Annotated in this window: 18 protein-coding genes, 3 tRNA genes and 1 pseudogene; 11 read left to right on the top strand and 11 right to left on the bottom strand. The window is 54.9% G+C overall.

What is annotated here, in order from left to right; genetic code table 11:
* Positions 1–2: 2 nt before the first annotated feature.
* Both ACTU44_RS19415 and ACTU44_RS19410 read right to left on the bottom strand, forming a co-directional pair.
* A complete protein-coding gene (locus tag ACTU44_RS19415; protein WP_114098219.1) occupies positions 3–821 on the bottom strand; it encodes an ion transporter in 819 nt (272 codons plus the stop codon).
* A 131-nt stretch (positions 822–952) separates the two neighbouring features.
* Positions 953–1,909 (bottom strand): acetyl-CoA carboxylase carboxyltransferase subunit alpha, encoded by a 957-nt coding sequence (locus ACTU44_RS19410; protein ID WP_114098273.1) that lies wholly within the window; start codon positions 1,907–1,909, stop codon positions 953–955.
* 159 nt (positions 1,910–2,068) lie between these two features.
* Here ACTU44_RS19410 and ACTU44_RS19405 point away from each other — a divergent pair, with 159 nt between their 5' ends.
* Complete coding sequence (locus ACTU44_RS19405) at positions 2,069–2,563, top strand: GNAT family N-acetyltransferase (protein ID WP_114098220.1); 495 nt, start codon at positions 2,069–2,071, stop codon at positions 2,561–2,563.
* On the opposite strand, the gene ACTU44_RS19400 is transcribed toward ACTU44_RS19405, so the two are convergent.
* On the bottom strand, positions 2,560–2,928 hold the full coding sequence (locus tag ACTU44_RS19400; protein ID WP_462096148.1) for a winged helix-turn-helix transcriptional regulator: 369 nt from the start codon (positions 2,926–2,928) through the stop codon (positions 2,560–2,562). The two genes, ACTU44_RS19405 and ACTU44_RS19400, sit on opposite strands and share 4 nt — an antisense overlap.
* Positions 2,929–3,106: 178 nt before the next feature.
* On the opposite strand from ACTU44_RS19400, the gene ACTU44_RS19395 reads away from it, so the two are divergent.
* A complete protein-coding gene (locus ACTU44_RS19395; protein WP_462096147.1) occupies positions 3,107–4,129 on the top strand; it encodes a zinc-binding alcohol dehydrogenase family protein in 1,023 nt (340 codons plus the stop codon).
* 100 nt (positions 4,130–4,229) lie between these two features.
* Here the strand turns inward: ACTU44_RS19395 and ACTU44_RS19390 are convergent, their stop codons facing one another.
* Positions 4,230–5,144, bottom strand: a complete 915-nt coding sequence (locus ACTU44_RS19390; RefSeq protein ID WP_462096146.1) for a LysR family transcriptional regulator — start codon at positions 5,142–5,144, stop codon at positions 4,230–4,232.
* Between the two features lie 96 nt (positions 5,145–5,240).
* On the opposite strand from ACTU44_RS19390, the gene ACTU44_RS19385 reads away from it, so the two are divergent.
* Positions 5,241–6,080, top strand: coding sequence for an NAD(P)H-dependent oxidoreductase (locus ACTU44_RS19385; protein ID WP_114098224.1), 840 nt, complete (start codon positions 5,241–5,243; stop codon positions 6,078–6,080).
* A 62-nt stretch (positions 6,081–6,142) separates the two neighbouring features.
* On the opposite strand, the gene ACTU44_RS19380 is transcribed toward ACTU44_RS19385, so the two are convergent.
* Positions 6,143–7,129, bottom strand: a complete 987-nt coding sequence (locus ACTU44_RS19380) for an HpcH/HpaI aldolase/citrate lyase family protein (protein WP_462096145.1) — start codon at positions 7,127–7,129, stop codon at positions 6,143–6,145.
* Between the two features lie 381 nt (positions 7,130–7,510).
* On the opposite strand from ACTU44_RS19380, the gene ACTU44_RS19375 reads away from it, so the two are divergent.
* Positions 7,511–8,671, top strand: a complete 1,161-nt coding sequence (locus tag ACTU44_RS19375) for a GGDEF domain-containing protein (protein WP_462096144.1) — start codon at positions 7,511–7,513, stop codon at positions 8,669–8,671.
* 56 nt (positions 8,672–8,727) lie between these two features.
* On the opposite strand, the gene ACTU44_RS19370 is transcribed toward ACTU44_RS19375, so the two are convergent.
* Positions 8,728–9,249 (bottom strand): glycine cleavage system transcriptional repressor, encoded by a 522-nt coding sequence (locus tag ACTU44_RS19370; RefSeq protein WP_462096143.1) that lies wholly within the window; start codon positions 9,247–9,249, stop codon positions 8,728–8,730.
* Positions 9,250–9,940: 691 nt separating this feature from the next.
* Between ACTU44_RS19370 and ACTU44_RS19365 the strand changes: the two genes are divergently transcribed.
* A complete protein-coding gene (locus ACTU44_RS19365) occupies positions 9,941–11,596 on the top strand; it encodes a methyl-accepting chemotaxis protein (RefSeq protein ID WP_462096142.1) in 1,656 nt (551 codons plus the stop codon).
* A gap of 86 nt (positions 11,597–11,682) precedes the next feature.
* Here ACTU44_RS19365 and ACTU44_RS19360 read toward each other — a convergent pair.
* A tRNA-Arg gene (locus ACTU44_RS19360) sits at positions 11,683–11,759 on the bottom strand.
* A gap of 56 nt (positions 11,760–11,815) precedes the next feature.
* Positions 11,816–11,892: transfer RNA gene (locus tag ACTU44_RS19355), tRNA-Arg, on the bottom strand.
* A gap of 336 nt (positions 11,893–12,228) precedes the next feature.
* Here ACTU44_RS19355 and ACTU44_RS19350 point away from each other — a divergent pair.
* From ACTU44_RS19350 to ACTU44_RS19340, 3 genes and pseudogenes are all read left to right on the top strand, one after another.
* A complete protein-coding gene (locus tag ACTU44_RS19350; RefSeq protein ID WP_114098229.1) occupies positions 12,229–13,347 on the top strand; it encodes a hypothetical protein in 1,119 nt (372 codons plus the stop codon).
* 140 nt (positions 13,348–13,487) lie between these two features.
* Positions 13,488–13,820, top strand: coding sequence for a DUF4169 family protein (locus tag ACTU44_RS19345; RefSeq protein WP_462096141.1), 333 nt, complete (start codon positions 13,488–13,490; stop codon positions 13,818–13,820).
* Between the two features lie 92 nt (positions 13,821–13,912).
* Positions 13,913–14,086: pseudogene (locus ACTU44_RS19340) on the top strand (GTP-binding protein); the annotation flags it as partial.
* Positions 14,087–14,429: 343 nt separating this feature from the next.
* Here the strand turns inward: ACTU44_RS19340 and ACTU44_RS19335 are convergent.
* The 3 genes from ACTU44_RS19335 to lipB form a co-directional block, all read right to left on the bottom strand.
* Complete coding sequence (locus ACTU44_RS19335) at positions 14,430–14,969, bottom strand: hypothetical protein (protein WP_258548693.1); 540 nt, start codon at positions 14,967–14,969, stop codon at positions 14,430–14,432.
* A 337-nt stretch (positions 14,970–15,306) separates the two neighbouring features.
* Entirely contained in the window at positions 15,307–16,254 is a 948-nt protein-coding gene (locus ACTU44_RS19330; RefSeq protein ID WP_336083783.1) for a diguanylate cyclase, read from the bottom strand.
* A gap of 65 nt (positions 16,255–16,319) precedes the next feature.
* On the bottom strand, positions 16,320–16,982 hold the full coding sequence (lipB, locus tag ACTU44_RS19325; protein WP_114098233.1) for a lipoyl(octanoyl) transferase LipB: 663 nt from the start codon (positions 16,980–16,982) through the stop codon (positions 16,320–16,322).
* Positions 16,983–17,109: 127 nt separating this feature from the next.
* On the opposite strand from lipB, the gene ACTU44_RS19320 reads away from it, so the two are divergent.
* The 3 genes from ACTU44_RS19320 (at position 17,110) to mgtE (ending at position 21,437) form a co-directional block, all read left to right on the top strand.
* Positions 17,110–17,196 (top strand) — tRNA-Leu (locus tag ACTU44_RS19320).
* A 388-nt stretch (positions 17,197–17,584) separates the two neighbouring features.
* Positions 17,585–19,876, top strand: coding sequence for an NADP-dependent malic enzyme (locus ACTU44_RS19315; protein WP_114098274.1), 2,292 nt, complete (start codon positions 17,585–17,587; stop codon positions 19,874–19,876).
* A gap of 157 nt (positions 19,877–20,033) precedes the next feature.
* On the top strand, positions 20,034–21,437 hold the full coding sequence (gene mgtE / locus ACTU44_RS19310; protein ID WP_114098234.1) for a magnesium transporter: 1,404 nt from the start codon (positions 20,034–20,036) through the stop codon (positions 21,435–21,437).
* Positions 21,438–21,526: the final 89 nt, after the last annotated feature.

Here is a 21,526-nt window from a genome sequence, read left to right as displayed (position 1 = left end):
ACTCAGTTTCTTGCGGAATCCTGTTGCGGATTTACCGCGTTTTGCGCGGAGGAAAGTTTGCTCATTTCCTGACGTAATGCGCGGAGTTCCTGCATGATTTCTCGATGATCAAGTTCGATCTCGTCACGGGTCTGCTTTTCCTCGACATCGACATGGGATGACATTGCATCAACCACGATGGCGATGAAGAGGTTCAGCACCGCAAAGGTCGTCACCAGAATGAATGGAACGAAAAACAGCCATGCCAGCGGATAAGACTCCATCACCGGGCGGACAATTCCCATCGACCAGCTTTCAAGCGTCATGATCTGGAACAGGGAATAAAGGGATGCACCGATATTGCCAAACCATTCCGGGAAGCCCTGACCAAACAGCTTGGTTGCCATGACCGCCGATACGTAAAAGACCAGTGACAGCAATGTCAGAACCGAAACCATGCCCGGGATGGCGCGCATCAAAGCTTCAACCACCTTGCGCATGGAGGGCACGGTCGAGATCAGGCGGAATGCACGCAGGATACGAAGGGCACGCAAGACCGACAGTCCCTGGCCTGCCGGAAGCAGGGTGATGGCGACGATGGTAAAGTCAAAAACATTCCAGGCCCGTTTGAAAAATGCCAGTCGATAGACGGCAAGCTTCATCAACAGTTCTATGACAAAGATCGCAACGGCAACCTGATCAAGAAAATGCAGGATCGTTCCGGCTTTTTCCATCACGGTCGACGAGGTTTCAAAGCCAAGGATCACCGCATTCAGGGCGATGACGGCTGTGATGAAGTTTTTAAAGCGGTTGGATTCTACGATCCGGCGAAGAATGTCCATCTAGGTCCTAGCCTCCCGACGAGGTCGGAAACAGGGCGCGTGGGCTGCCGGATGTCACCGACGGACACGTTGCGCCGGATAAAAGGAAAAAGGGCGCAGTTGCACCAGTGCACTGCGCCCTGAACAGGAAATCAGTTCAGGCCTTTGCGACCCATTTCAAGGAATTTGTCACGACGACGTGCCTTGAGAAGGCCGCCTTCGACGCCATCCATGCTTTCGAGTGCCTTGATGATTGCGTCACCAACGCGCTTGCACGCTTCCTTGGCGTTGCGCTGGGCGCCACCAAGCGGTTCAGCAACGATGTCATCAATTACACCAAGCTGTTGCAGGTCCTGTGCCGTGAGGCGAAGGGCCTCGGCTGCGGTTTTGGCTTCGTCACCCGAACGCCAAAGAATGGAGGCGCAGCCTTCTGGCGAGATCACCGAATAGATCGAGTTTTCCAGCATCAGAACCGTATTGGCAACGGCAAGGGCAATAGCACCACCCGAACCGCCTTCGCCGATAATGACCGAAATCAGCGGCACCTTGATATCAAGGCAGGCTTCAATCGAACGCGCGATGGCTTCGGACTGGCCACGTGCTTCTGCGTCGGCACCCGGGAAGGCACCAGCGGTGTCGACAAGTGTCACGACCGGAATGTTGAAACGTTCGGCCATGCGCATCAGACGGATCGCCTTGCGGTAGCCTTCCGGACGGGCCGAACCGAAATTGTGCTTTACGCGGGTTTCGGTATCGCGGCCCTTCTCATGACCAATAACCATGACGGTGCGTCCCTGAAGACGACCAAGTCCCCCGATGATTGCAGCGTCTTCGCCAAACTGGCGGTCGCCGGCAAGCGGGGTGAAATCGTCAAACAGGTTTGCGATATAGTCGGTGAAATGCGGACGGTCCGGATGGCGCGCGACTTGCGTCTTCTGCCAGGGCGTCAGCTTTCCGTAGGTGCTTTGCAACAACTTGGTCAGCTTGTCCTGCAAGCGTGAAACCTCGTCTGCGATGTTGACTTCGTCATTGCCCGTCAGGTGACGGAGCTCTTCGATCTTGCCTTCAAGCTCGGCGATCGGTTTTTCAAAATCGAGGAAGTTATGCATCAGGGCATCATATCCGACTGGGAAACAATGGGGCGGAACATAGTTGATCAACCCGCTACGTCAAGCGTTGACCGATAAGCGAACCATATTTTCCGTTTACGTAAGAATTATGGCGTAAGGTTCTCACTTCATGCAGTGATATTTTGCACACGGGTTGCCATGACGTCCAGTATCGAGATCACAGTTCCGCAAGTACCTGAAAACGTTCCGTTTGAACGCCTTGTTGAAATCCTTTTGGCCGCCTTTGCCTTTCAGGATGACATTGTCGACCCGCCAAGTTCTGCAAAATCGGTAACAGTGTCCGAATTACAATGGCGTTTTGCCCGGGACAGCCTGTTTCTGGCAATTGACCCAAGCGGTAAGGTTGTTGGCCAGATTTGGGTCGAGGATATTGGCAAGGATGCCTATCTATATAAATTGTCAGTCGATCCGGCGATCAAGGGCGGCGGAATTGGCAAGGCGCTTGTTGAGACAGCCTGCGATTTTGCTGCAAAGCGCGGCAAGGAAAAGATGCGTCTGCATGTCCGCGTGGAACTGGAAGATAACATCGCGTTCTTCCGGTCGCGCGGATTTGAAATTGCCGGCGAAGGGATCCACGATGGATATGATCGCCCCACATTCTGGAAAATGGCGCGTGATCTTATTGTGGACTAGGCGGTTTCAGCTTCCGGCAAGCGCGGTTTTGACAGGGCAAAATAGGGAACATGGGTTTCGCCCCACGCCTTGAGCGCCAGAATAATATCGCGCAATGTTTCACCCTTGGCTGTCAGGCTGTATTCGACGCGCGGCGGAACTTCGGCATAGACTTCGCGGTGAACAAGTCCGTCTGCTTCCAGTTCGCGCAACTGGCGGGTCAACATGCGTTGTGTAACGCCCGGCATCATGCGGCATAGCTCGTTGAAGCGTTTCTTACCGTCAAGAAGATGGAACAGCACAACACCTTTCCACTTGCCTCCAATGGCGTCAAGTGCGCCTTCAACAGGGCAGCCGGGGCTGCGATTTGGCGGGCAAAGTTCCATATAACTTCTCCATACAGGGTCTTCCGAGCAACGCAAAGGTCGCAAAAGTCCCGGAATTCTGCATTAGTATACAAAATGTCACTATATGCATAAATTGTGCGTACTTATGTTCATGGTCATTATGCGTTAGGTCTTTGACATTCACAAATCAAACCTTTGATGAAAAGGACTGCATAAGATGAAAGCCATTGGCGTTTATAAATCCGCCCCGGTCGAAACAGACGGGTTGTTTACCCAGATCGAAACCGATGCGCCGGTCGCCACGGGGCGCGATATTCTGGTTCGGGTAAAGGGAATTGCGGTCAATCCGGTTGATTTCAAGGTCCGCAAGGGCAAGCAGGATGATGGTGCCTTCAAGATCCTAGGTTGGGATGCCACCGGTATTGTCGAGGCAGTTGGTGAAGACGTGACCCTTTTCCGTCCGGGTGACGAAGTCTGGTATGCCGGTGATGTAACCCGGTCCGGTTCGAATACCCAGTTACAGCTGGTCGACGAGCGTATCGTTGCGCTTAAGCCAAAATCCCTTGGGTTTGCGGCCGCTGCGGCTTTGCCGCTGACGACAATCACCGCATGGGAGGCAATGTTTGATCGTTTGCTGATTGATCGTGCGGCAGTAGACGCCAACGCATCGAAGTCCATTCTGATTATTGGCGGGGCAGGTGGTGTTGGTTCGATCGCCATTCAGCTGGCGAAGCTTGCCGGTCTGAAAGTGATCACAACGGCGTCACGTCCCGAGACCATCGACTGGGTCAAAAAGCTGGGTGCTGACGCGGTTATCAACCATCGCAACCCGCTTGACGAAGAACTGGCGTCTCTGAGCATTGCGAATGTGGATTACATCTTCTGTACGTCGGAAACCGACCAGTATTTCGACGTGATGGCAAAGCTGATTGTACCGCAGGGCCGGATTGTGACCATCACCGAGGCCAAGGAAAATCACAATGTTGATCTTCTGAAGGCCAAGTCCGCCAGCTTCTCCTATGAATTCATGTTTACCCGTTCGATGTTCCAGACGGCAGATATGATTGAACAGCACAAGCTTCTGGCGACTGTGGCCCGGTTGGTCGATGACGGAACCATTACCAATACCGCCAATGAAAGCTTTGGCCCGCTGTCACCGGAAAGCCTGCAGAAAGCACATGCATTGCTCGAAAGTGGCAAGGCAATTGGCAAGATCACCTTTGACGGTATTGCGGACTGATCACCACGCCCGAGAATTTCGGGTGCCGTGAGTTCAAAGGCTTCAGGCCGATCTGCGTGAATGTCGCGGATCGGCCTTTTCCATGTGCAGGAAAGGCTGGTTAACCGGCGGCGGCATCTCCGATCAATGCCGTGATCTGATCCCGGATCCAGCGGTGCAGTGGATGGGTTGTGGTGCGGTCATGCCAGATCAGCGCCATGTCAAAGCCGGTGACGGGTAGTGGGGGATCAAATACCCGGATTTGGCCGGTGCGACCGCGGGCAACCCGCCTGGGCACAAGGGCAATCATATCGCTGCGTGCGACGATTTCGGGGACAACAAGAAACCCCGGTGCAGACAGGGCAACATTGCGTTTTCGTCCCAGTGCGGCAAGGGCATCATCCGCAGGCCCCTTGAAGCCGCCGCCTTCGGGGGAAACGACGACATGGTCAAGTGCGCAAAAGCTGTCAAGATCAAGAGGTTCGCTGATTGCCGGATGATCGCATCTGGCGATTGCGACATATTCCTCGTGATAGATTTTGCGCATACGAAGCGTTTCAGGCGCGGTTTCAGGCGTCGAGAGCGCAAGGCTGACATCACCGCGCGCCATCTGGGTATCAAGCATGGATGTGTTAATCGTGCGCCATGCGACCTTGATCCCGGGGGCGTCACGCCGCAAAACGTCAAGAAGCGGCATCAGGATCGCGTATTGCACATAGTCACTGGCGGCAATGGTGATGGTGGCGGTGATTGTCGATGGATCAAACGGACTGTTTTCAGCAACGACCCTGCGTACCCCTTCCAATGCCTGATGCAGCGGTTCCTGGAGTTCAAGTGCGCGTTCGGTCGGGATCATGCCACGCTGTGCCGGTAGCAATAACGGATCCCCCAGCAAGTCACGCAGGCGCGTCAGTCGTGTCGAAATCGCCGGTTGACTGAGATTCAGGCGCTTTGCTGCATGTGTGACATTGCGTTCGGCCAGCAAGGTGTCGAGCGTGACCAGCAGGTTCAAGTCAAGCTTGCTGATATCTGTCATATTTATACCAGATAAAAAATTATTGAATTTCAAAGATAGCAGAACATCAGGCCATGATCACGCATCGAATGTGACCCCCTTTGGAAGGACGACCCAATGTCGAATGTCTTGATTGTTCATGCCCATCCCGAACCTGCATCCCTGACCAGCGCATTAAAGAATGTCGCGGTTGAAAAGCTCCGCGCTGACGGACATGACGTGAAGGTTTCTGACCTTTATGCCATGGGATGGAAACCCCTTGCAGATGCACATGATTTTATCGAACGTCACGATCCTGATCGGCTGATCTATGTAGCAGAGTCCAAAAATGCGTATGCGTCGGGCTTGCAGACGGCAGACATCGTAGCCGAACAGGATAAGCTTTTATGGGCGGATGCGGTGTTGTTCAGCTTTCCGATGTGGTGGTTCGGAATGCCCGCCATCCTGAAAGGCTGGGTTGATCGTGTGTTCGCCTATGGCTTTGCGTATGGTGTTGGCGAGCATAGCGAGAAGCACTGGGGCGACCGCTATGGCGAGGGCACCCTTGCCGGACGGCGGGCGATGCTGATTGTACCGATTGGCGGACATTTGCCGCATTACAGTGAGCGTGGCGTCAATGGCAGCATCGATGATGTGTTGTGGCCGATCCAGCACGGCGTACTTTTCTATCCCGGTATGGACGTCATGCCGCCATTTCCGGTTTATAGTACCGATCGTATGGATGAGGACGGGTGGGCAGAAATCGAGACCGCGTTCAAGGAACGCCTCGCAGGTTTGTTCACTGATGAGCCAATTCCCTATCGCACACAAAATGGTGGCCATTATGATGGCAAGCAGCGTCTGAAACCGGGGCTGGGTGGCGGATCCGATGGCATCAGCATGCATCTGGTGCGTGAAGGCGATCCTGAAGAAGTTCTGCACGGGCAGGTCAGGCAATCGCGCCGACTGGCATCCTAGATAACACTGAAAAGGGCCGGGGAAAACTCCGGCCCTTTTGATGTGATCTTTATATGGAGCGTTTAACCCGCGTCGCGTGCGGCGATAGCTTCGGCCTGTTTGACCATGACTTCGGCCTGCTTGATCGAGGCAATGTCGATCAGGCGACCATCTAGGGCAACCGCACCAGCACCTTCTGTCTGCGCCTTTGCCATGGCTTCAAGGATGCGCCGGGCCTTGGTGACTTCGGCCTCTGACGGGGAATAGACGTCGTTGGCAAGGCCGATCTGGCTGGGATGTATCGCCCATTTGCCTTCGCAGCCCAGAACCATGGCGCGCGCGCCTTGCGCGCGATAGCCGTCAGGATCGGAAAAATCGCCAAACGGACCATCAATCGGACGCAAGCCGTTGGCGCGTGCGGCAACGACCATGCGTGCAATCGCATAATGCCACATGTCACCCCAGTGATAATCGCGTGGATTGTCGCCATCCTTGTCGGTCAGAACACCGTAATGCGGGTTCGGACCGCCGATGCCGGTCGTCATGGCCTTGGTGGATGCGGCGTAATCGGCGACACCGAAATGAAGGCTTTCATTGCGCGGGGAGGCGGCGGCAATTTCGTGAATGTTTTGCATGCCAAGTGCGGTTTCGATGATCAGCTCAAACCCGATGCGTTTCTTGCGCCCCTTTGCAGCTTCGATCTGGGTTGTCAGCATATCAAGCGCATAGACATCCGACGCTGTGCCGACCTTGGGGATCATGATCAGGTCAAGCCGGTCACCGGCCTGTTCAAGCACATCGACGACGTCACGATACATGTAATGCGTATCCAGACCATTGATGCGGACCGACAAGACCTTGTCACCCCAGTCAATGTCATTGATCGCTTCGATGATATTCTTGCGGGCCTGTTCCTTGTCACTGGGCGCAACCGCGTCTTCCAGATCAAGGAAAATGGCATCGGCCTTGGACCTGGCTGCTTTTTCAAACAGCTCGATCCGGCTTCCGGGAACGGCAAGCTCTGATCGGTTCAGGCGCGCGGGGGCCGGTGTCGGGGTGGTGAAGCTCATGATTACGTTTCTCCAGAACCTGTCATTTCAAGTGGGCATCGCAAGCAAAGCCATGCAATGTCCCTGGCGTATTTTGCGTCCCGTTTTCGGGATCGTACCGTGGCCGCCGTGACAGTTATGTGGCCCGCGATCATTGTGCGTCGCGGTAATCCTGATCCCAATTTATGGTGCATATGCGAATGCTGGCAAGCTTAAAAAGCCTGTGCCTCATTGTGCTTTCGACGCATGGAGGCAAAGTCAGGCGCTTAATTAAGAAAAAGTCGAGATAAGCCTGATAAAGCAATAGCCCCTTAACGGCTCTGCCGTTAGATTACCGCCGATATCCGGGGGCGGCTCCGCATTTGCCCCGATGGTCAAATCAGCAGGTAGAACAAACGACCCATGCGTCGCGCTTATTCCATCATTGTCTCGGCTGGTATGGCACCCGTTCTGATCATGGGGGCCTGTCTGGCTTTGGCGATATCGCCCGGTCTTGTGCCTGGCGAGCTGTCCGGACTTGTCCGGTATGGTCCGTTCTTACTGGCGATGCTTGGCGGTGCAATTGCATGGTGGTTTAACCGTGGGCGTGCGGTTTTTGTCATGTTGCTGTTGCTGATTTGCTATTGGCTTCTGGTGGGAAACGGGGCGGGTTTCTCGCCCGATGGTCTGGCATTTCTTCGCATTGCGACCCTTTATCTGATCCCGATCAATCTTTTGATTCTTGGCTTTACGGCAGAACGCGGGGTTCTGAACCCGCGCGGGATTGCCCGGATGCTGGTTCTGGGATTGCAGATCTTCGTCATGCTGATGCTTGCCGGTCAGCCCGATGTGGGATCGGCGCTTTATCATCTGCTCGATACGCGGTTCTTTGCCAGCACCGGTTTGATGGGCGCAATGCCGCATCCCGCGATGGTGGTTTCTTTCGTCGCCATTGTGTTGCTTTTGATCCGGCACAAGCCGCTGGAAACAAGTTTTGCTGCGGCGATTATTGCCATTGATGTGGCAACCGTGATGGGCACCGGCATTATCCAGTATGGATATCTGGCGGCCACCGGCGTTGTCCTGGCGGGATTGGCGCAAGAAGCATGGCGGATGGCATTTGTCGATGATCTGACCGGATTGCCGGGGCGTCGCGCCCTTGGTCATGCGATGGCGGAACTTGGCAATCAGTATGCAATTGCGATGCTTGACGTCGACCATTTCAAAAAGTTCAACGACACCTATGGGCATGATGTCGGTGACATCGTTCTGAAAAAGGTGGCCCGCGAACTGGCGCGAGTTGGCGGCGGTGGCAAGGCATTCCGGTATGGTGGCGAGGAATTCACCGTGGTCTTTGCCGGACGTGGCATCGAGAAGGCGCAGGGGCCGCTTGAAGCGCTGCGCAAACGCATTGCGGAAAACAAGATCGTCATCCCGGAAAAGAACAAGACCGTTTCCGTCACGATTTCGGTGGGCATTTCCGAACGTGATGAGGACGCAACCGGTCCGTGGGATGTTCTTAAACGTGCCGACCAAAAGCTTTATGAAGCAAAGCAGGCCGGGCGCAACCGGGTTGTTTTGTAATCAGGGAACCGGCACCCCGTTTGGGACACCGGTTCAAAGTTCCCGGATTTCAGAATTCAGAGTTCGTCAAACTTGAACAGCAACCGCATCGAGCCCGCCGTATTGGCAAGGGTTGCAAGGCAGTTGCTTGCGCGTTCGGCCGGGATGGCGACAGCAAAGCGTGTCGTGTAAATCCGGGCATCTTTTTCATCGGTTGCCGATGCCGCCATGCGGACAATATTGGCGTTATATTCGATGAAAATTTCCGAAAGACGCGCGATCAGTCCGGGCTGGTCAATGCCGGAACATTCGATCAGGTGAGTGGCACCGGGCGCACCGACCAGTTCCGGGGCAGCAGCGATTGCCTCGACCGAGATATTGGCATTTTCAAGTGACAGTTCGGCAAGGCCGGCTGCGCATTCTGACGGTGGGCAATCATCTGGCAATTCACAGCTGGTTTCAAACTTTGCGGTGTTGCCATCCAAACCGAATGATGTCGGGCCAAGATTTGCACCAATATCAAAAAGCAGTCCGGAAATATCAGAAACAAGACCGACGCGGTCGGTGCAAGAAATCGTTATTCTGGTATTGGCTTTCATGTCGGCACTCCTCGTACATCATCGTGGGGCTTGTCTTGGCCTTGGCCTTGGAAAAAGCATATCACCGGCAAGGCACGACGCCCATTTCTTTTAAAGCCGGTGGATATTCTCGCATGTTAGATATTTGAAAAAGCCCGATATTTCAGGCACTCTATCCCTTGGTATCAGATTGCTCCACCATTTGGCGGGGTAACATCTTCATCCCGCAGGATGCCTGGCTGGTCTTGGGGCACAAAGGCCGGGCTGCGGATGACAAGGGGGATCCATGAACAATCTCGCACTAGGCGCAAAGATCGCGTTGTTTTCTGCCATTGTGGTTGCACTGGCCCTGGTCATTGTCATTGCACAATCTTCCAGTCGCGCGTTTGATGCTGCACGTAATAGCGGTATTTCACAGATGCGAAGTGAAATACGGTCTGCAGCAAATGACATGTCGGGCGTGGTGGAAGCCGCACTGATCGCAAGTTCCGGTTTTGCCGATACCGCCGCAGCTGTTGCTGAAAACGGCAAGGCCGCAAGCAACAGCGATGGCCGCGAGGTTCTTAGTCAAACCCTTCGCCAGTCGCTTCTTGATCATCCTGCATGGTTTGGTACATGGACTTTGGCCCGCCCCAATGTTTTGGGCGGATCCGATGCGGACTGGGTCGGCAAATCTGGTGGTGATTCTGCGGGGATTTACACCCCTTACTGGGTGCGAGATGGCGAAAATGTCGTCATGGATACCGGGGCCGATTATGATGCGACCGGGGATTTCGGCGAAGATTTCTTTGCCGTTTCCGAAGCAAGCAAACTGCCTGCGGTTCTTGAACCCTATGTCGAGACCCTGAATGACAATTCCGAGGTGGTGATGACGTCGGCGACGACGCCGGTCATTGTCGATGGCAAGGTTATTGCGGTTTCTGGTGTCGATCTTGAACTCAGTGCCCTTCAGAAACGTGTGGCTGAGGAAAAGCCGTTCGGTGTCGGGCGTCTTTGGCTTGTGACCGATACCGGTTCGGTCGTGGCCCATCCTGATCCGGAGTTGCTGGCAGCGAGGCTCGAAGATACCGGTGTGAGCCCTGATCAGGTTGCTACCGCCCGTTCCGAGGGATTTGTGACCGCCGAGCTTGACGGGGTTGAAAGCTATCTGGTGGCGTTGCCTGTACAGTTCGGCAATGCGCCGCAAATCTGGACGATCATCGGGGCGGTTCCGAGTGATGCTGTTCTTGCCAGTGCCAATGCGGCTGCGCGTGAAGCGATCATTATCGGGTTGATTGTTCTGGCGGCGGCGATTGTTGCAGCCCTGATGGTTGGTAAACTTCAGGCACGCCCGATTTTGAACCTGGCGGCCGTGATGGGCAAAATGGCTGACGGTGACCTGGCAACCGAGATTCCCCATATCGGGCAAAGTAATGAAATGGGCAAGATGGCCGCTGCCCTTGAAAACTTCCGGGACAAATCCTTGCGGGCGAGGGAACTTGAAGAAGAGGCCGAAGCTGCCGAAAAACGCGCCGAGGAAACCCGCAAGCAGGCAATGATCAAGGTTGCCGATGATTTCGAAGCAAGTTCGGGCAAGGCGGTGGCATCGGTCAGTTCGGCTGCTGCGGCACTGGGTGAAATTACCGAACGGATGGGGCGTCTTGTCGAAACGGCGCGTTCCCGCATGTCGCATGCCACTGGTGGTGCGGATCAGGCCAGCGAGAATGTGCAGGTTGTTGCCTCTGCCGCAGAGGAACTTCTGGCCTCGATTGAAGAAATCGGACAGCAGGTCGCCATGGCCGCCGACGTTTCACGCGAAGCGGCACAGGAAGCCAGTGCTGCGACGACCAATATCAGCGATCTGGACGGCAAGGCGCGCCAGATTGGCGAAGTCGTGACGATCATTCAGGATATCGCAGCCCAGACCAATCTTCTGGCGCTGAATGCGACGATTGAGGCCGCCCGTGCCGGGGAGGCAGGCAAGGGCTTTGCGGTTGTTGCCAACGAGGTCAAGGGGCTGGCTAACCAGACATCCAAGGCAACTGATGAAATTTCCGAACAGATCAGCGTCATTCAGGGATCGGTAAGTGCGGCTGTCGAAACCATCGGACGTATTGACGAAGTTGTCGGCCGGGTCGAAGGGATTTCAACGGCAATTGCATCGGCTGTTGAAGAACAAAGTGCTGCAACCCGCGAGATCGCCAATAGCGCGGGCAAGGCTTCAGACGGTGTTCAGACCTTTGCCAGCAGCATCGGTGAACTTGCGCAGTCAATCGAGGAAGTTGGTGGTGTCTCGCAGGATGTGCACGGGGCTGCGGTCAATCTTCAGGATGATAGCAGCTCGCTCGAGGGATCGGTTTCGACCTTCCTTGGCGCAGTGCGCAAGTGATTCGTGAGCCGGGAAGCAAGACACTGCTTCCCGTGACTTTTACCGGAAAAGAACAAAGGCCCGACGGATAACGTCGGGCCTTTGACTGGCGCGCCCGGAAGGATTCGAACCTCCGGCCTTCTGATTCGTAGTCAGATGCTCTATCCAGCTGAGCTACGGGCGCTTTTTCAAGCTTACGTAAATGGTAAAGGCTCGACGCGGTAACGTCGAGCCTTTCAATGGCGCGCCCGGAAGGATTCGAACCTCCGGCCTTCTGATTCGTAGTCAGATGCTCTATCCAGCTGAGCTACGGGCGCTTTGCCTTAATTTCCGGCGGTTTGCTTGGGTGTGCTCCCCGTCGGCGGAGCGGAACTTATGCAAACGAGCAGGGCATTGCAAGCAGTAAATTTCAAAAAAAGGTATTTTTTCGTAAGGCGCGGTTTACGGGACTGCTACGCACTTGTTTTGCCCGGCTTTGTCCGGTTTGTCGGACTTATGGACAAGACTCGGCAAAAAAGGGGCAAATGCGTCTTGTTCCACAAGTGGTCGTGGACTAAGATGCATTCAATCCCGGGGGAACAGGGGCTTGTTTCACCACATAAAAAAGCAGGCCCAGGGAGATTCGCATATTTCTACTTAGGTAATAGATCGAAATGGCCGTTCGTAAAACCTACCTTGCCGTAATCGGCACCGCCCTGATGCTGGGGGGATGTTCTTTTTCTTCTGAGGCCCTTTGGCCAACACTTGCTGGTGAAGAAGATACGACCCAGGAAAACATGGTCGCATCCGAGCCGGTCGGTGCTAATGCCACCACCAGTTACGATGTTGCTGCAAGCACACAGCCGTTGACCGGTGTGTCTCAGACCGGAACCTTTGTCGGTTCCAAAGTCGAGAACATGCAGCAGGAGCTCAACCGTCTCAAGGCGGCTTTGAACCAACACAACAATGAACTGCAACAGCTTCGCGGACAGACTGTCTCGCATTCGCAGGCCTATCACGGCACTGTGGCTGCGATCAGCGCACGTTTGCAGGTTGGCACGACCCCGGGTAACCCGGTTCTTGTGCAGCAGTGGAACACCGCACAGTCCGAGCTGGACCTGGTGAATGACGATATTGCCGCACTGAACTCGCTGGCGAACAAGGTTGCTGCTGACAGCACGCTTTCGACTTTCCTGCTTGAGTCTGTTCGCTCCGCCTATCAGGTTTCCGGTGCTGTTGACGAAGACCATCGTCAGCTTGCCCTGCTTGAAGACGAAACCAACCGCACCACGGTGCTGATTGATCGTCTCCTGAACGAAATCAGCGAAAGCCTGTCGCGTCAGACATCCTATGTCAGCACCGAACGTGCGAACCTGAACGCTTTGGCACTGGCTGTTAAAAACGGTGAAATCTTCGGGGATTCGCTTTCCAAGCGGGTTTTCCAGTCACAGGCCGCTCCCGCGTCGGCTAGCCCGCGCATGGCAGCAGCCGGTGACCGCCCGCTGGTCGTCATCCGTTTCGACACTGCCAGCGTGAAATACGAGCAGGCGCTTTATAACGCGGTGAACCGCGTTCTGGAACGCCGCCCGCAGGCCAGCTTTGACGTTGTCGCGGTAACGCCGAATCGTGGTACCCCGGCGCAAGTCGCGCTGAATTCAAACAAATCCAAGCGTAATGCGCAGGCAGTTCTTCGGTCGCTGACCGATATGGGTATGCCAAGCTCGCGTGTTCATGCATCGGATGCCACCAGCGCATCTGTTTCGTCCAACGAGGTGCATGTTTTCGTGCGCTAAGTCCGGTCGGACATAAGGGATTTTAAGAACGGCTCTGACGGGTGCTTCGGGAAATCGAAGCACCCGTTTGTTTTTGATCGATCATGCATTGTGGTCTTTGCGATCGCGATGCCTTATCCACCCCGGGCAAGAAGAGAGTGATGGGCGATCTCGTCAATCTGCGTCAGGCACGCAAACGCAAGCAGCGCAATGAAAAGGCCAAAAAGGCGGACGAGAACCGGGCGATGCACGGGCGCACGCGGCATGAGCGCACACTTTCGGATGCGGAAAAGCAGGCAGCCCAAAAGCATCTTGATGCGCATCAGCGAACCGGGCCGGTTGGCGATGGTGACAGCACAGGTGATAAAGATGCTGATACGCCGGTGAACCCGCCAGTATCCGACAGTTCTGACAAGCCCAAATCACCGTCGGCTAAGCCGGAGAACGTTGTGTCGATCTTCTCACGCGATAAAAGCAGCAACGATCCGGCCTGACACTCGGCTGAAACGGCCATCAACAGAGAACCTGCATTCACGGGCGGTTTGCCAAACAGGCATCGTTCCGGATGTGACGGGACTCTTCATTTGCAGCACAGATAGACGGTGGCATCCAGGTTGTTTCGGCAGCAGATGGCCCGATGCCACAGACCCGCGAGCACATTATGCTTGCGCGTCAGGTTGGCGTTCCGGCACTGGTCGTGTCCATGAACAAGGTTGACCAGATTGATGACGAAGAGCTCCTTGAGCTCGTCGAACTGAAATCCGTTAATGGTCTTGCGGTTTCAGTGATCGTTGGCGAGCTTTGCCGGTTGCATGTGTTCCTATCCCATGGATGGGCAGATAGCGTGCCTCCAGGCGCTTTGAGAGAGGTCTGGTCGGCTTTGGATGGGGAGAGGGGGCAAGGTATCGCCACCCGTGTCAGAAGCGCAGTGACAAGGGCCTGATGCCAACACTGCAATACACGCGGGCAGAACTGAGCCGTCACATCGGGTATGCACGGCAGAACCGGCTTGTTGCCGGGTATTCAAATCACAGCACCAGGAGATCGTCTTTCATCTGGTGCCGGTCGCAAATCTTCAAATCACTTCACTGTCAAACGGGTCATCAGTTTAACAGTGTTTCGGCTTCACGCTTGCTTTGGTCAAGGGCCTCGTCCCATCCCATCAGCCAGTCTTCATGATCACGGGAATCAGACGGGTAGGGGTTTTCTGTCAGACGATGCGCATCCAGACCCGCCGAGAAACCAGAACCATAGGCCGAATTGGGCAGATGGCGTTCATGCACGACCGGTGCATAGGTCTCGTAGATCTGGTTGCGGAACGCCGGAAGAGAGCACAGCACACCATCATCAATACCAAGCGGATAGGCCATCATCATGGCCGTGCCAAGCGAGGTGATGGAAAGCTCGTCACCGGCCGTGATGCGGATCAGACCAGCCAGTCGCAGATTGGCGATGGCACTGTCGATGCGCCGCTGCAAATCCGGGCCGTCTTCAATGGCAATCTGATTGCCATCATCATCTGTGCAGAAAAGGGAAAGGACACGACGCAACAACATGTTGCGGTCAAGATTGGCCTCGGCACTGCGTAGCACCGTAAGCATCAAAGCGGGATCGCCAGGCGCGAAATCCATAGAACTGGACATTCAGGGGCCTCCGTTCAGATAGAACCGAATTCCCTCCCAAGCAGGCAGCCATTCTTTGTTGTCGGCGTTTGGGCCGAAACCGTGCTGCCTTTTATTATTATAGTTTGCAGATATGTTTCCAACTTGTGAAGACAAGATTGCGCTTTGGTAGAATTTTTTATGCAAAGAAGTGAATTTACGCAGACATCCAGGCTAATAGCTTGAAAATATGTGCTGATCTGAACGTCTGCCACAGGTTCAGTCGCGCTTAAAAAAATAGCGCTTTCAGGTCTTGATGACAGGCATAGGGCGTGGGGCATCTGTTGCGACGCGCATGCTTCTTGTCGAAGGAGCAGATTTAGCCGGATGATTTTGAGGTTGCGGACTTTGACGCCGGGGCCTTGCCATCCGGGTTTCGCCAGACGCGGACCCGGTTGCGTCCGCCTTCCTTGGCGGCATAAAGCGCCTGATCGGCTTTTTCGATGATCTGTTCGACGGTCCGGCTTTTGGTCATGGGAGCGGCACCGATAGAGGCTGTGACCGGCAGGATGGTGGTGTCGGAAATCGTGACAGGTGATGCCTCGATCACCCGGCGCAGACGTTCAAGCACGCGCGCGCATTGCTTCATGTCTGCATTGGGCAGACAGATCAGGAATTCCTCGCCGCCATAGCGATAGACTTTGTCAAACGGGCGGACATGCGATTGCAGGATACCGGCAACCGATTGCAACACAAGGTCACCAGCCTGATGGCCATAAGTGTCGTTAACCGATTTAAAGTGATCAAGGTCGACAAGGGCAATGGCCGTCGGGACACCGGTTCGAATCGACCGTTCGCGTTCGGCATTGAGATCGCCCAGCATCGTCTGACGATTATAGGTGCCGGTAAGCGGATCAACATCGGACCTTGCGGTGCGGAATGCGCGTTCAAGACGTCGTACTTGTGCAAAGAACGATTCGGCACGAAGCGCCATCATATCGAACTCGGCCGAATCGATTTCGCCATCGACCTCGCGCGCGCTCAAAAGCCGTCGTGCCGAATCGTGCAATTGTTGATGGGTTGTGGCCAGCGCATGCATTGCAGGCTGGTCTATCAGCCGATTATGCCGGTTAAGCGCATACCAGGCGCCAAAATCGCAATCATGATCATCCTCTTCATGTTCCGATGGACTCGGAGAATCAGGAAGCATCAGTTTGCGATTCCAGCGCAGAATGAGCGCGATATGTTCGCTCAGGGCCTTTTCGAGTTCGGCCAGAATGTCACGTTCAGCATCAGCCATCCCGCCATCGGCAACGCTTTCGGGCATTTTGTGGCCCGTGTCGTTGCCCCTGCGTATTGCGGGTTTGGGCGGTGCTGGTTGCGACGTATCACTCATTCAGTTGGCCCAGAAAAGACTTCACTAAACGTTTGTTTTAACAGGCGATCGAGCTCATCCATAGAAATATCGACACCAAGGTCGGCAAGGCTGGTGACGCCATGCTCGGAAATGCCGCAGGGCACGATGCCGCCGAAATGTGAAAGATCCGGTGCGACATTGATTGCAATCCCGTGAAAGGTCACCCAGCGGCGCACGCGCACGCCAATGGCGGAAATCTTGTCTTCCCGACCATCTTCACGCACGACCCAGATGCCAACGCGGCCATCGCGTCGTTCACCCTTGATGCCCAGCAAAGCCAGGGTGCGAATCACCCATTCTTCGAGATTATGAACATATGCCCGGACGTCGCGACCCCGATTCTTGAGGTCCAGCATCAGATAAACCGTCCGCTGACCCGGTCCGTGATAGGTATATTGCCCGCCGCGACCCGCGTCATAGACAGGAAAGCGATCCGGATCGACCAAATCTTCCTGATGGGCGCTGGTCCCGGCCGTATAAAGTGGCGGATGTTCAAGAAACCAAACAAGTTCATTGGCTTCGCCTGCATGGATCGCTTCGGCGCGGGCCTCCATTTCAGCAAGGGCTTCGGGGTAGGGAACCAACTCCGGGGTGGTGCGCCACTCGATGATTTGCGCGGTTGGGGCGATGGAATGCATTTTTCCTGACAAATAAATGAAATTAAGTGAAATGAGCCCTTGATCAGGGGTAATCAATTTGCTATCTCCCTTTCCGCGCCAAGGCAAGCCCACTTCTACACCTCACGGGCTTTGCTGCAGACAATATGCGGTCGTGGCGGAATTGGTAGACGCGCAGCGTTGAGGTCGCTGTGGGCTAACCCCCGTGGAAGTTCGAGTCTTCTCGACCGCACCAAAAACGCCTCCTCTTTTCAAGAGGAGGCTTTTTTGTTTCCGGGTTTTCGATTGCGGGTCAGGCAACCGGAGTTTCCCGATAAAAGAGCCCGCCAGAAACGGCGGGTTTTTTCGTTTGTGGACCTTCCCCATATATCCCCTACAATGTTTTTGTCAGCCAGCTCTGGGCGGGGCCGGTCGGGTTAACGCGGTTGCGATACAACTGATTGATTTATTGTGCGGTGCCGCGTTGAAAATTATGCAATGCAGCCCTTTGGCAGAACGTTGCACTGAGTGCTTCAATCACAGGGAAAACTCATTTAGTCTGGGTTTCCCACTAGAACGAATTATCAGGATTTAACCATTTTCTGGTTAATTAATGTAAATACCTGAAATTAAAAGGTATTATGATGGCAAATAGAAATGACAAGCTGCGTGAAGCAGCTTTGGACTATCACCGGTATCCCACCCCGGGGAAATTGTCCGTAACGGCGACGACGACACTTGCCAACCAGCGTGACCTTGCCCTGGCCTATTCGCCGGGTGTTGCGTTTGCATGTGAAGAAATCGTCAAAAACCCCGATACGGCGGCGGAATATACTGCGCGCGCCAATCTGGTCGGTGTGATTTCCAACGGTACGGCTGTTCTTGGTCTTGGCCCGATTGGCCCGCTGGCATCCAAGCCGGTGATGGAGGGCAAGGCAGTTCTGTTCAAGAAGTTCGCCAATATCGACGTGTTCGATCTTGAAGTCGCCGAAACCGACCCGCAAAAATTTATCGATATCGTCGCTGCACTCGAGCCGACTTTCGGGGGTGTTAACCTCGAAGACATTAAAGCGCCTGAATGCTTCATCATCGAGAAAGCATTGCGCGAACGTTGCAACATTCCGATTTTCCATGACGACCAGCACGGAACGGCGATTTGTGTCGCGGCTGCGGTTCTGAATGGATTGCGTGTCACGGGCAAGGATATCAACAAGGTCCGTCTGGTGACATCGGGGGCTGGTGCCGCCGCGCTTGCGTGTCTTAACCTTCTGGTGTCGATGGGACTGCCCAAGGACAACATCACGGTCACCGACCGGTTTGGTGTCGTTTACAAGGGCCGTCAGGAAGAAATGGATCCGTGGAAAGCGGATTATGCCATTGAAACCAATGCCCGCACATTAAGTGACGTGATCGAAGGGGCTGATATCTTCCTTGGTCTGTCTGCGCCCAATGTCATGGGCGAGGACGAACTGCGCAAGATGGGTGAACGCCCGATCATTATGGCGCTTGCCAACCCGACCCCGGAAGTATCGCCTGAACTGGTCAAGGAAATCCGCCCGGATGCCGTTATGGCGACGGGGCGTACCGATTATCCCAACCAGGTGAATAACGTTCTTTGCTTCCCGTTCCTGTTCCGTGGTGCGCTTGATGTCGGTGCGACCGAGATCAACGAGGAAATGAAAATTGCCGCGGTCGAGGCGATTGCCGATCTGGCAACCGCCGAGGTTTCGGACGTTGTTGCGACGGCTTATGGCGGTGAGGAACTTAAATTCGGTCCGGAATACCTTATTCCCAAACCGTTTGATCCGCGTCTGATGCTTGAAATTCCGCCGCGTGTGGCAAAGGCTGCGATGGATAGCGGTGTTGCCAAACGCCCGATCGAGGATTTCGATCATTACCGCCAGCAGCTTGAAGGCTTTGTCTTCCGGTCCGGTCTGGTGATGAAGCCGGTCTTTGACATGGCACGCGCACATAAAAAACGCGTGGTCTATCCCGAAGGCGAATCGCGCCGCGTTCTTCAGGCCTGTCAGGTGCTTGTCGATGACGGCGTCTGCGTTCCGGTGGTGATTGGTCGTCGCGAAGTGATCCTGGAACGCATCACCGAACTTGGCTTGCGTCTGATCCCTGATGAACAGATTGAAATCCATGATCCGGATGACAATCCGCATTTCGAACAGGACTGGCAGGACTTCCACAACATCATGGGACGTCGCGGGATCAACCCGGAATATGCCCGTTCCATCGTGCGTACCCGTCCAACCGTGATCGCAGCCCTTATGCTGCGTCGTGGTGAAGTGGATGCGATGCTGTGTGGCTGTCAGGGCGGTTTCCTGCGTCACCTGCGCTATGTCCGCAATCTTGTGGGCCTGCAGAAAGGCGTGACCGACTTCTCGACGGTCAATATGATGATCATGAAGCAGGGGACCTTCTTCCTGACCGATACCTATGTGTCGGTTGACCCGACCCCTGAGCATGTGGCTGAAACCACGATCATGGCAGCCGATGTGGTCAAGCGGTTTGGCATTACGCCAAAGGCCGCCTTGATTTCGCATTCGAACTTCGGCAGTCACGAAAACAAGTCGGCCTGCAAGATGCGCGACGCGCTTCAGCTGATCCGTACGCAGGCGCCTGACCTTGAGGTCGAAGGTGAAATGCATGCCGATGCGGCAATTTCACAGCCGATCCGTGATCGTATCTTCCCGCATTCGATGCTTAAGGGGGCTGCGAACCTTCTGGTGATGCCGACCCTTGATGCTGCCAACATCTCCTATAATCTGGTCAAGATGCTGGGTGATGGTTTGCCGGTTGGCCCGATTCTGGTCGGTGCTGCGAAATCGGCACATGTGGTCAGCCCGTCGATCACGGTGCGCGGTATCGTCAATATGACTGCAATCGCGGTTGTTGATGCGGTAACGCGTAGTCAGGAAGGCCAATAAAATATCTGTCGTTGCGCCCCTTGACCGGGGCCATGCGATAGCGCAGAAACAGCCGTGTCGGGATTTTGATCATCAACGTCCCGGCGCGGCGTTTTCATAAGACAGTTTCAATCTGGTGCAGGGCGCAAACAGCAGCACGTAACTCAGGGAGGGGCAGATGGCAGGTCAAGTTGATGAACTCGACCGTCCGGCGGATACATCCACCGGCGATGAATATGTCGATCTGACACCTGAATATGCGCGCGAAATCTTTGACGCCCTTGGCGAGGAAGACAGCAACACTGCTTCTGAACTGCTTGGCGAATTGCACTTTGCCGACATTGCAGATTTGCTGGGCTGGGCAAGCTCGAACCAGCGTGCGCAACTTGTCGAACTGATCCGCCCCGACTTTGACCCGGAATTCCTGACCGAACTTGACGATGACCTTCGTGAGGAAGTCATCAACCTGCTCGGCACAGATGTGGTGGCCGAGGCCATCACAGAGCTTGATTCAGATGACGTTGTCGAGGTCATCGAGGATTTTGATGCCGACGAACAGCGCGAACTTCTTGGCGCGCTTTCCGATATCGAACGTGCGCGTGTTGAAGAAGCACTTTCCTATCCGGAATATACCGCCGGTCGTATCATGCAGCGCGAGCTGGTGGCGATCCCGGATTACTGGTCGGTCGGCCAGACCATCGATTTCCTGCGGTCGGCCAAAAATCTGCCGGATGACTTTTACGACATCATCGTCGTTGATCCGCGTTACAGCCCGGTCGGCATTGTGCCTTTGTCGCGTGTGATCCGCACCAACCGTCCGGTGCTGGTGCGTGATGTGATGGGGTCCGATGAAATGCGCACGGTCCTTGTGACCGAGGAACAGGAAAACGTCGCCCATCTGTTCCGTCAGCGTGACCTTATTTCCGCACCGGTTGTGGATGATTCCGGTCGTCTTGTCGGTGTGATCACGGTCGATGACGTCGTTGACGTTATCGACGAGGAATACGAAGAAGACATGATGCGCCTTGCCGGTGTCGGCGAGGAGGATGACCTTTCAAGTGCGATCCTTGATACCACCCGGTCCCGCTTTACCTGGCTTCTGGTCAATCTGGGAACCGCGATCATGGCGTCGGTGGTCATCGGCCTGTTTGAAGGGACGATTGAAAAGCTGGTCGCACTGGCGATTCTGATGCCGATTGTGGCCTCGATGGGCGGGAATGCCGGTACGCAGACCCTGACTGTTGCGGTGCGTGCGATTGCCACGCGTGAGCTGACCAGCACCAACGCATGGCGTGTGATCCGCAAGGAGGTCGCTGTATGTGGTCTGAACGGGCTGGCATTTGCCATCTTGTCCGGAGCTGTAACCTGGCTTTGGTTTGATGATCTTTTGCTGGGCGGTGTGATTGGCGCTGCGATGATTATCAATCTGCTTTTTGCCGGGCTGTTTGGTGCCCTGATCCCGCTTGGTCTGGAACGTGCGGGTATTGATCCCGCTGTATCTTCATCGGTGTTCCTGACGACGATTACCGATGTTGTCGGTTTCTTTGCATTCCTTGGACTGGCAGCGATTTTCCTGCTTTAGGCCTCAATAATCCAGTCGGTATCTGGCAAGCGCAGTGTTTGAGGCTGCCGGATTTGCAAATTAAAAGCCCCGCAGATAATGCTGCGGGG

The organism is Thalassospira sp. SM2505 (genome assembly GCF_054901115.1).
This window is presented reverse-complemented; position numbering and strand designations above follow the sequence as displayed.

What these genes read in the sequence shown, in the direction of transcription:
- ACTU44_RS19415 (WP_114098219.1), bottom strand. Translation starts at nt 821, where the DNA reads ATGGACATTCTTCGCCGGATCGTAGAATCCAACCGCTTTAAAAACTTC.
- ACTU44_RS19350 (WP_114098229.1), top strand. Translation starts at nt 12,229, where the DNA reads ATGGCCGTTCGTAAAACCTACCTTGCCGTAATCGGCACCGCCCTGATG.
- ACTU44_RS19330 (WP_336083783.1), bottom strand. Translation starts at nt 16,254, where the DNA reads ATGCCCGAAAGCGTTGCCGATGGCGGGATGGCTGATGCTGAACGTGAC.
- ACTU44_RS19315 (WP_114098274.1), top strand. Translation starts at nt 17,585, where the DNA reads ATGGCAAATAGAAATGACAAGCTGCGTGAAGCAGCTTTGGACTATCAC.
- ACTU44_RS19410 (WP_114098273.1), bottom strand. Translation starts at nt 1,909, where the DNA reads ATGCATAACTTCCTCGATTTTGAAAAACCGATCGCCGAGCTTGAAGGC.
- ACTU44_RS19400 (WP_462096148.1), bottom strand. Translation starts at nt 2,928, where the DNA reads ATGGAACTTTGCCCGCCAAATCGCAGCCCCGGCTGCCCTGTTGAAGGC.
- ACTU44_RS19345 (WP_462096141.1), top strand. Translation starts at nt 13,488, where the DNA reads ATGGGCGATCTCGTCAATCTGCGTCAGGCACGCAAACGCAAGCAGCGC.
- ACTU44_RS19390 (WP_462096146.1), bottom strand. Translation starts at nt 5,144, where the DNA reads ATGACAGATATCAGCAAGCTTGACTTGAACCTGCTGGTCACGCTCGAC.
- mgtE (WP_114098234.1), top strand. Translation starts at nt 20,034, where the DNA reads ATGGCAGGTCAAGTTGATGAACTCGACCGTCCGGCGGATACATCCACC.
- ACTU44_RS19370 (WP_462096143.1), bottom strand. Translation starts at nt 9,249, where the DNA reads ATGAAAGCCAATACCAGAATAACGATTTCTTGCACCGACCGCGTCGGT.
- ACTU44_RS19375 (WP_462096144.1), top strand. Translation starts at nt 7,511, where the DNA reads ATGCGTCGCGCTTATTCCATCATTGTCTCGGCTGGTATGGCACCCGTT.
- ACTU44_RS19395 (WP_462096147.1), top strand. Translation starts at nt 3,107, where the DNA reads ATGAAAGCCATTGGCGTTTATAAATCCGCCCCGGTCGAAACAGACGGG.
- ACTU44_RS19405 (WP_114098220.1), top strand. Translation starts at nt 2,069, where the DNA reads ATGACGTCCAGTATCGAGATCACAGTTCCGCAAGTACCTGAAAACGTT.
- ACTU44_RS19335 (WP_258548693.1), bottom strand. Translation starts at nt 14,969, where the DNA reads ATGTCCAGTTCTATGGATTTCGCGCCTGGCGATCCCGCTTTGATGCTT.
- ACTU44_RS19385 (WP_114098224.1), top strand. Translation starts at nt 5,241, where the DNA reads ATGTCGAATGTCTTGATTGTTCATGCCCATCCCGAACCTGCATCCCTG.
- lipB (WP_114098233.1), bottom strand. Translation starts at nt 16,982, where the DNA reads ATGCATTCCATCGCCCCAACCGCGCAAATCATCGAGTGGCGCACCACC.
- ACTU44_RS19380 (WP_462096145.1), bottom strand. Translation starts at nt 7,129, where the DNA reads ATGAGCTTCACCACCCCGACACCGGCCCCCGCGCGCCTGAACCGATCA.